Below are 8,931 nucleotides of genomic sequence, written 5' to 3' on the forward strand. Positions count from 1 at the left end.
CTGTTGCCGTGATCGAGACGACCCACCTGACCAAGCGGTACGGCCCGACGACGGCCGTCGACGACCTGACCTTCGAGGTACGCCCCGGGCTGGTCACCGGCTTCCTGGGGCCCAACGGCGCGGGCAAGTCGACCACCATGCGGCTGATCCTCGGCCTGGACGCCCCGACCAGCGGCTCCGCCCGGGTCGACGGGCGGCGCTACACGGACCTGCCGGCGCCCATGCGGCACGTCGGCGCCCTGCTCGACGCCCGGGCGGTCTACGGTGGCCGGACCGCGCACCAGCATCTGCTCTGCCTGGCCCGGAGCAACGGCATCCCGCGCTCCCGGGTCGCCGAGGTGCTCGGCCTGGCCGGGCTCGAGGCGGCGGCCGACCGGCAGGTGGGCGGCTTCTCGCTCGGCATGAGCCAGCGGCTGGGCATCGCAGCGGCCCTGCTCGGTGACCCGGCGGTGCTCATGTTCGACGAGCCGGTGAACGGCCTGGACCCGGAGGGGATCGTCTGGATCCGCTCGCTGATCCGGAACCTGGCCGCCGAGGGGCGCACGGTGCTCGTCTCCAGCCACCTGATGAGCGAGATGGCGCTCACCGCCGACCACCTGATCATCATCGGCCGCGGCCGGTTGATCGCCGACACCGGCGTCGACGCGTTCCTGCGGTCGCACACCGAGCAGAGCGTGCTGGTGCGGACCGAGCGCGGCGAGGAACTGGCCGCGCTGCTGGTCGAGGCGGGCGCGAGCGTCCGGACGGGCACTGAGGGCGCCCTGCTGGTCTCCGGACTGGACAGCGCCACCGTCGGCCTGGTGGCCGCCGGCCGGTCGATCCCGCTGATCGAGCTGACTCCGCAGCGTACGTCGCTGGAGGAGGCGTTCATGTCGCTGACCCGGGACAGCGCCGAGTTCAGCTCGGCCCGTACGGAGGAGCTGGTCTGATGAGCACCGACACCGATTTCGCCGCCCCGCGGCCGACCACCGTCGCACCGGAGCGGCGACCGACCTTCGCCGACGTGGTCCGTTCCGAGTGGACGAAGTTCCACACCATGCGCTCCACCCGCGTCGTCGTCATCGCCGTGGTGGTGGCGATGGTCGGGCTGGGCGCGGTGATCAGCGCCGGCACGGCCCGCGGGTTCGTCCGGCTCACCCCCGAGGAGCAGGCCGCGTTCGACCCGACGCTCGTCAGCCTCCGCGCCTACTTTCCCGTGCAGTGGCTCGTCGGTGTGCTCGGCGCGCTGGTGATGACCGTCGAGTACCGCACCGGCATGATCCGGTCCACCCTGGCCGCCGTACCCCGGCGTGGCCGGCTGCTGGCGGCGAAGGCCCTGGTGTACGGCGTGGTGGTGGCCGTCCTCGGCCAGGCGGTCGCGTTCGGCGCGTTCCTGGTCGGCCAGCCGATGCTGGCCGCCCAGAATGCGCCGACGGCCGCCCTCGGCGACCCCGGGGTGACCCGGGCGGTCTGCGGCGCCGGGCTCTACCTGGCCGGGATCGGGCTGCTCGGGCTGGCCCTCGGCACCCTGGTCCGGGCCACCGTCGGCGCGTTCGCCATCCTGGTCGCGCTGCCCCTGCTGCCCACCGTGCTGCCGTTGCTGCCCGCCGGGATCGGCGAGGACATCGCCGAGTACTGGCCGACGGTGGCCGGTGAGCGGGTGATGTTCGTGGTGGACATCGACGGGGGACTGGCCCCCTGGCCCGGTCTGGCCCTGTTCCTGGGCTTCGTCGCGGTGGTCCACGTCGCCGCCTACGCGGCGCTGCGCGTCCGGGACGCCTGAAACCCGGGTCCCGCCACTACGGTGGGGACGAAGCCTCGACGGTCGGGACGGTGGTGCGGGTGACCCAGCCGGAGCGCGGCGCCGGCCAGCCGGCGGAACGGCTGCTGGTGGTCGACGACGAGCCGACGCTGCGCGAGCTGCTCTCCGCGACGCTGCGCTTCGCCGGCTTCGAGGTGACGTCGGTGGCCACCGGCGCCGAGGCCATCGAGGCGGCGCGCAGCCGGCAGCCGGACCTGGTCCTGCTCGACGTGATGCTGCCCGACCTCGACGGGTTCGAGGTGGCCCGCCGGCTGCGCGCCGGTGCCCGGGGCGCCGGCGCGCACCTGCCGCTGCTCTTCCTCACCGCCCGGGACACCACCGAAGACAAGATCAACGGCTTGACGCTGGGCGGCGACGACTACGTGACCAAGCCGTTCGACCTGCACGAGCTGATCGCCCGGATCCGGGCGGTGCTGCGCCGCTCCGGCGCTGCCGTGCCGGGCCGGCTGCTGGTCGGCGACCTGGAGCTCGACGTGCCCGCGCAGCGGGTGTCCCGCGGCGGCCGGCCGGTCCGCCTGTCCCCGACGGAGTTCCGCCTCCTGCACCACCTGATGGCCAACGCCGGCCGGGTGGTGCCCAAGGCGGAGATCCTCGCCCACGTCTGGCGGTACGACTTCGGCGGCGACCTGAGCATCGTCGAGACCTACATCAGCTACCTGCGGCGCAAGCTCGACACCGGCCGCCCGAAGCTGATCACGACGGTGCACGGCGTGGGCTACGTGCTGCGCGCGCCCGGGCCGTGATCCCCCGGCCGGGGCGGCTCTCGCTGGCCGCCCGACTGCTGCTGATCACGGTCACCCTGCTGGCGGTCGGGCTGGCGGTCGGTGGCGGCGTGGTGCTGCACACCCTGCGCGACCACCTCGTCGGCCAGGTCGACGCGCGGCTGGAACCGATCGCGCAGGCGGTCTCCCGGCTGCCGTCGGTGCCGGCCGGCGAGGCCGGCGCGCAGGTCGGTGCCGGCCGGCTGGACCTGGCCCGGGATCTGCACCTCATCTACCTGGACGGCGGTGGCCGGACCACCCGGGTGGTCACCCTCGGCCCGGGCGGGAGCGCCCCGGCCGTCGGGGCGACGGCGCTGGCCCACCGGGACGGCCGCCCGTTCGAGCTGCGGCAGGGCGGCCACGACTGGCGGGTGGTGGCGCTGCCGCATCCGGCCGGCGGCGACCCGCACGACACGGTCGCGGTCGCCGCCTCGCTGGACGACGTGACCGCCACGGTCGGGCAGAGCAGCCGGGTCGCCCTGCTGACCGGGCTGGGTCTGCTCGTGCTGCTCGCCGTGACCAGCTGGGCGGCCATCCGGGGGAGCCTGCGGCCGCTGCGCCGGGTCGAGCAGACCGCGGCGGCGATCGCCGCCGGTCACCTGTCGCGCCGGGTGCCGGAGGTGGGCGGCCCGCGTACCGAGGTGGGGCGGCTGGTGGCCGCGCTCAACGGGATGCTGGGCCAGATCGAACGGGCGTTCACCGCCCGGGCCGAGTCGGAGGCGCGGATGCGCCGGTTCGTCGCCGACGTCAGCCACGAGCTGCGGACCCCGCTCTTCGGGATCACCGGCTTCACCGACCTCTACCGGATGGGCGGCCTGCCCGAACCGGCCGACGTGGACCGGACCATGGCCCACATCGCCGCCGAGGCCAGCCGGCTGGCCCGGCTGGTGGAGGACCTGCTCCTGCTCGCCCGGCTGGACGAGTCGCTCGGCCGGTCCACCGGGGACGGCGGCGACCACGGCCTGCCCGTGCGGGCGGCGCCGATGGACCTGCGTACCCTCGCCGCCGACGCCCGCCACGATCTGACCGCGCTCGACCCCGGGCGGCCGATCACGTTGACCGGGCCCGGCGGCGGGCCGGTCGGCAGCGCACCGGCGCTGGGGGACGAGGCCCGCCTGCGCCAGGTGGTGCTCAACCTGGTCGGCAACGTCGTGGCCCACACCCCGCCGGGCACTCCGGTGCGCATCGGGGTCGGCACCGTCGGCGGCGAGGCGGTGATCGAGGTCGCCGACCGGGGACCGGGGCTCTCCGCCGAGCAGGCGGCGCGGGTGTTCGAGCGGTTCTACCGCGCGGACAGCTCGCGCAGCCGGGCCGGCGGCGCGGGCGCCGGGCTGGGGCTCGCGATCGTCGACTCGCTGGTGCGCGCGCACGGCGGCCGGGTGGAGCTGGCGACCGTGCCGGGCGAGGGGGCCACGTTCCGGGTCGTGCTGCCGGTGCCGGCGACCTGACCCCCGCCACGGGACGGGCGCCTTGCCGGCGCCCCCGCGGCGGGGGTCAGCGGATCCGCCGTCAGCTCCCGACCGCGGCGACGGCGGTCGCGGCCGGGCCGAACCAGGTGGCGAGGGCGCGCCGCAGTCCCTCGGTCGGTTCCGTCCGGTCCGCGCCGGCCGGCTGCGCCCAGGCCACCCGCCCGTCCGGGCGGAGCAGCACCAGGCCCGCGTCGATCTCCTCGGACCCCGCCGCGGCCACCACGTCGACCCGGTCGGCCCACCCGGGCAGCGCCACGGGCTCCGCCTCGCCGCCCAGGTCGAGCAGGATTCCCCGGCCGGGGTGCAGCAGCTCGGCCAGCGAGGTCTCCCCGGCGGCGGTCCGCAGCGGCACGTCCGGCAGCCGCCGGCCCAGCAGCGGATGCGTCTCGCCGGCCACCTCCTCGGCCGGGATCTGATAGTCCACGTCGAGCGCGTACGCCAGCTTGACCAGGAACTCGTTGACCTGGTCCAGCTCCACCATCTCGGTCAGCAGCTCGCGCAGCGGAGCGACGTGCCCGAGCGGGTGCAGCAGCACCATCTGGGCCAGCGTGGTGCGGCCGGCCCGGGCGCCCACCGGGTACCGCTCCGCCTCGTAGGTGTCGAGCAGCCCGGTGGGGGCGTGGCCGCGGATCGTGGCGGCGAGCTTCCAGCCGAGGTTCACCGCGTCCTCGATGCCGGTGCTCATCGACTGCCCGCCCAGCGGGAAGTGCACGTGCGCCGCGTCGCCGGCGAGCAGCACGTTGCCCTCCCGGTACCGGTCGGCCTGCCGGGTCGCCGCGTCCCACCGGCCCAGCCAGCGCGGTGTGGCGTCGCCGAGTTCCGCGCCGTCCAACCGCCGGATGCTGTCACGCAGCTCGTCCACGGTGACCGGTGCGGTCCGGTCCGGCGGGCGCAGGTCGAACTCGGCGGTGGCTATCCGTACCACGCCGGGCTCCAGCGGGCCGACCGTGAGGAGGCCACCGGGGAACTCGCCGGCACCGAGGTACGCCAGCAGCGGGTGGTCCTCGCCCACCTCCAGGTCACCGACGATGCCGAGGAACGGCAGGTCCTGGCCGGGGAAGTCGATCCCCGCCAGCCGCCGGACGCTGCTGTCCGGGCCGTCGCAGCCGACCAGGTAGCGGCCCGCGAGCACGTCCTGCCCGCCGTCCGGGGCGCGGACGGTGACCCGTACGCCCGCGGCGTCCTGGGCGAGGTCGACCACCTCCCGCTCCCAGCGGATCTCCGCGCCCTGCTTGGCGGCCCGCTCGGCGAGCACCCGCACCAGGTTGGTCTGGCTGATCACGAAGTTGTAGCCGTGCCGGCCCGGCACGCGCACCGGGTCCAGCCAGATCTGCGCGAAGTGGGCGCGGGGGAACTCGAAGCCGTACTCGCCGACGTGCTCCATCAGCCCGCGCTGGTGCAACAGGTCGACGACGGTGGCGTTGATGGCCATGCCGGGCAGGGCGTCCGTCGGCCCCGACCGCCGCTCGACCACGACCACCGGCACCCGTTGCAGGGCCAGCTCGTGGGCCAGCATCAGGCCGGTGGGGCCCGCGCCGGCGATGATGACGGTGTCGGTCATGAGGAACTCCCTGTCGGTTGTGGTGTCCGGTCGGATCCGGTGGTCTCGTCGCGCAGCAGGGTGCTGAGGTGCCGGGCCAGGTCCAGCGGGGTGGGGTGGTCGTAGAAGAACGCCGGTTCCAGCCGCAGGCCCAGCGCCTCCAGCCGGTTGCTCAGCTCCAGCACGGTGAACGACGAGAACCCCAGCTCCAGGAAGTTGCCCGCCGGGTCGATCGGCTCGGCGTCGTCGTACCCGAGCACCAGCGCCGCCTCCCGGCGCAGCAGGTCGAGCAGCACGGTGTGCTCCTCCCCGGGCGGCGCGGCGGCCAGCCGGTCGCGCAGCGCGGCGAGCGCGTGGCCGCCGTCCGCCTCCTCGACCGGGCCGGCCGCCGCGTCCGCCGGCACGCACGGGCCGGACCGTCGGCGGTGCCAGCCGGCCAGCGACGGCAGCACCGCGTGCAACGCCGCCCGCGCCTCCTCGTCCGCGCCCAGGAGGGTGGCCAGGGCAGCCGTGTCGGCGTTCTCCACCGCCGTCCAGAACGCGGCCTCCTCCCCGGTGCGGGCCGGGCCGGTCGCCGCGGCGGGCTGGTCCGGCCAGAAGCGGACCCGTTCGAACGGGTACGTCGGCAGGTCCGCCACCGGTGCCCGGCTCGGGCGCAGCGGCGACCAGTCCACCGGCGCGCCGGCCACGTGCAGCCTGGCCAGCCCGGTCAACAACGTCCGGACGGCCGGCCTGCGCCGGGCCGCGAGCGGCACCAGCGGCGGGGAGTCGTCCGGCGCGTGCGCGCGCAGCCACTCCTGGGTGAGGGTGGTGAGGGTGGCGTCGGGGCCGAGTTCGACGTACCCGGTGGCCCCGAGCCGGTGCAGCGCCGCGGTGCCGTCGGTGTACCGGACGGTGTGCCGGATGTGCCGGGTCCAGTAGTCCGGGTCGGACAGTTCCGCGTCGGAGGCGACCTGGCCGGTGAGGTTGGAGACGATCGGGAGTCGTGCCGGGTGGTAGGTCACCGTGGCGGCGACCTCCCGGAACCGGTCGAGGATCGGCGCGGTGTGCGCCGAGTGGAAGGCGTGCGGCACGTGCAGCCGCCGGGTCCGCACGCCGTCCTCGGCGAGCCGGGCCGCGACGGCGTCCAGGGCCGCCGGGTCGCCGGCGAGGACCAGCGAGGCCGGGCTGTTGTGGGCGGCCAGGTCCACCTCGGGGTGGTCGGCCAGGACCGGCTCGACCCGGTCCAGGGGCGCGGTGACCGCGAGCATCGCGCCGGCCGGCATCTCGTGCATCAGCCGGGCCCGGGTGGTGATCAGCCGGGCCGCGTCGGCCAGGTCGAGCACCCCGGCCACGTGGGCGGCGGTCAGCTCCCCGACGGAGTGGCCGATCAGCAGGTCCGGGCGGATGCCGAAGCCGGCGAGCAGGGCGTGCATGGCGGTCTCGTACGCGAACAGGGCCGGCTGGATGTAGGTGGTCTCGCCGAGCAGGTCGCCGTGCCGGCCGGACATCACCTCCCACAGCGGCCGGTCCAGGTGCGGATCCAGCTCCGCGCAGGCGGCGTCGAGGGCGGCCGCGAAGACCGGGAAGCGCTCGTACAGGTCGGCGCCCATGCCGGGGTGCTGCGCGCCCTGTCCGGTGTAGAGGAAGGCGAGCTTCCCGCCGGTGGTGGCCCGGCCCACCACCACGCTGCTGGCCGCCTCACCCCGGGCGAGGAAGCCGAGCCGCTGGCGGGCCTCGGTCCGGTCGTCGGCGATCACCACCGCGCGGTGCGCATGCAGGGCGCGGCGGCCGGCCAGCGTGTCCGCCACCGCCGACGGGTCCAGACCGGGATGCCGGTCGAGGTGGTCGGCGAGCCGGGCGGCCTGGGCGCGCAGCGCCGTCGGCGTCTTCGCCGACAGCAGCCAGGGCAGCGGTACGGCGGGCGCGGTCCCGCCGTCCGGCGCGTCCTCCGCCGGGGTGTCCGCCGGCGCCTGCTCGACGATCAGGTGTGCGTTGGTGCCGCTGATCCCGAACGAGGAAACCGCGGCCCGGCGCGGCGCGCCCTCCCGCTGCGGCCACGGCCGCGCCTCGGTGAGCAGGCCGACCGCCCCGCTGCTCCAGTCGACGTGCGGGCTGGGCTGCTCGGCGTGCAGCGTCTTCGGCAGCACCCCGTGGCGCAGCGCCTCGACCATCTTGATGATGCCGGCCACGCCGGCGGCGGCCTGGGTGTGCCCGATGTTCGACTTGATCGAACCGAGCCACAACGGCTCGTCGCGGTTCTGCCCGTACGTGGCGAGCAGCGCCTGGGCTTCGATGGGGTCGCCGAGGGTGGTGCCGGTGCCGTGCGCCTCGACCGCGTCGACGTCCGCCGGGGTCAGGCCGGCGGAGGCGAGGGCCGCCCGGATGAGCCGCTCCTGCGACGGCCCGTTCGGGGCGGTCAGCCCGTTGCTGGCGCCGTCCTGGTTCACCGCCGACCCGCTGATCACGGCGAGCACCCGGTGGCCGTTGCGCCGGGCGTCGGAGAGCTTCTCCAGCACCAGCAGGCCGACACCCTCGCCCCAACCCGCGCCGTCCGCGCCGGCGCCGAACGACTTGCAGCGGCCGTCCGGGGCGAGCCCGCGCTGGCGGCTGAACTCGACGAACACCCCCGGGGTGGCCATCACGGTCACCCCGCCGGCCAGCGCGAGGGTGCACTCGCCGGCGCGCAGCGCCTGCGCCGCCAGGTGGGTGGCGACCAGCGACGACGAGCAGGCGGTGTCCACCGTCACCGCCGGCCCTTCCAGGCCCAGCTCGTACGAGATCCGCCCGGACGCCACGCTGCCGGCGCTGCCGGTGCCCACCTGCCCCTCCAGCCCGGCCGGAGCCAGGAACCGCAGCCGCGCGCCGTAGTCCCCGTACATCACCCCGACGAAGACGCCGGTGCGGCTGCCGGCCAGCCGGTCCGGGTTCAGCCCGGCGTGTTCCAGCGCCTCCCAGCTCGCCTCCAGCAGCAGCCGCTGCTGCGGGTCGATCGCCAGCGCCTCGCGCGGCCCGATGCCGAAGAAGCGGGCGTCGAAGTGGTGAGCGTCGTAGACGAAGCCGCCGGTGCGCGCGTAGCTCGTCCCCTCCCGCGCCGGGTCGGGATCGTAGAGTTCCGCCACGTTCCAGCCCCGGTCGGTGGGGAACTCGTCGATCGCGTCGGTGCCGGTGCTGACCAGCTCCCACAGGTCCTCCGGCGACCGCACGCCACCGGGGTAGCGGCAGCCCATCCCCACGATGGCGATGGGCTCGTGGCCGGCCGACTCGACCTCGCGCAGCCGCTGGCGGGTCTTGTGCAGATCAGCCGTGACCCACTTCAGGTAGTCGATCAGCTTCTCTTCGTTCGTCATGTCGGCACACTTTCCGTGAGCTGCGGCAGGG

General features: G+C 75.4%; 6 protein-coding genes. 4 read left to right on the forward strand and 2 right to left on the reverse strand.

Annotated features, from left to right (window positions below; translation table 11 throughout):
• Positions 1–8 precede the first annotated feature (8 nt).
• Genes ABZ452_RS29760 through ABZ452_RS29775 form a run of 4 tightly spaced genes read left to right on the forward strand, consistent with a single transcriptional unit; the run spans position 9 to position 4,010 of the window.
• Positions 9–929, forward strand: coding sequence for an ABC transporter ATP-binding protein (locus tag ABZ452_RS29760; RefSeq protein WP_357949907.1), 921 nt, complete (start codon positions 9–11; stop codon positions 927–929).
• A complete protein-coding gene (locus ABZ452_RS29765) occupies positions 929–1,762 on the forward strand; it encodes an ABC transporter permease (RefSeq protein WP_357949909.1) in 834 nt (277 codons plus the stop codon). Before ABZ452_RS29760 ends, ABZ452_RS29765 begins: the two co-directional genes overlap by 1 nt.
• A gap of 59 nt (positions 1,763–1,821) precedes the next feature.
• Positions 1,822–2,544: a response regulator transcription factor gene (locus ABZ452_RS29770; RefSeq protein ID WP_357949912.1), complete on the forward strand. Its 723-nt coding sequence runs from the start codon at positions 1,822–1,824 to the stop codon at positions 2,542–2,544.
• A complete protein-coding gene (locus ABZ452_RS29775; RefSeq protein WP_357949914.1) occupies positions 2,541–4,010 on the forward strand; it encodes a HAMP domain-containing sensor histidine kinase in 1,470 nt (489 codons plus the stop codon). The genes ABZ452_RS29770 and ABZ452_RS29775 overlap by 4 nt, the downstream gene beginning before the upstream one ends.
• 61 nt (positions 4,011–4,071) lie before the next feature.
• On the opposite strand, the gene ABZ452_RS29780 is transcribed toward ABZ452_RS29775, so the two are convergent.
• Both ABZ452_RS29780 and ABZ452_RS29785 read right to left on the reverse strand, forming a co-directional pair.
• Positions 4,072–5,592, reverse strand: coding sequence for an FAD-dependent monooxygenase (locus ABZ452_RS29780; RefSeq protein ID WP_357949917.1), 1,521 nt, complete (start codon positions 5,590–5,592; stop codon positions 4,072–4,074).
• Complete coding sequence (locus ABZ452_RS29785) at positions 5,589–8,900, reverse strand: beta-ketoacyl synthase N-terminal-like domain-containing protein (protein WP_357949919.1); 3,312 nt, start codon at positions 8,898–8,900, stop codon at positions 5,589–5,591. Before ABZ452_RS29785 ends, ABZ452_RS29780 begins: the two co-directional genes overlap by 4 nt.
• Positions 8,901–8,931: the final 31 nt, after the last annotated feature.

It is taken from the genome of Micromonospora sp. NPDC005707 (assembly GCF_040631005.1).
Lineage (GTDB): Bacteria > Actinomycetota > Actinomycetes > Mycobacteriales > Micromonosporaceae > Micromonospora.

Bases quoted from the DNA above. Each gene is read 5' to 3' on its own strand.
- ABZ452_RS29765 (WP_357949909.1), top strand. From the start codon at position 929: ATGAGCACCGACACCGATTTCGCCGCCCCGCGGCCGACCACCGTCGCA.
- ABZ452_RS29780 (WP_357949917.1), bottom strand. From the start codon at position 5,592: ATGACCGACACCGTCATCATCGCCGGCGCGGGCCCCACCGGCCTGATG.
- ABZ452_RS29785 (WP_357949919.1), bottom strand. From the start codon at position 8,900: ATGACGAACGAAGAGAAGCTGATCGACTACCTGAAGTGGGTCACGGCT.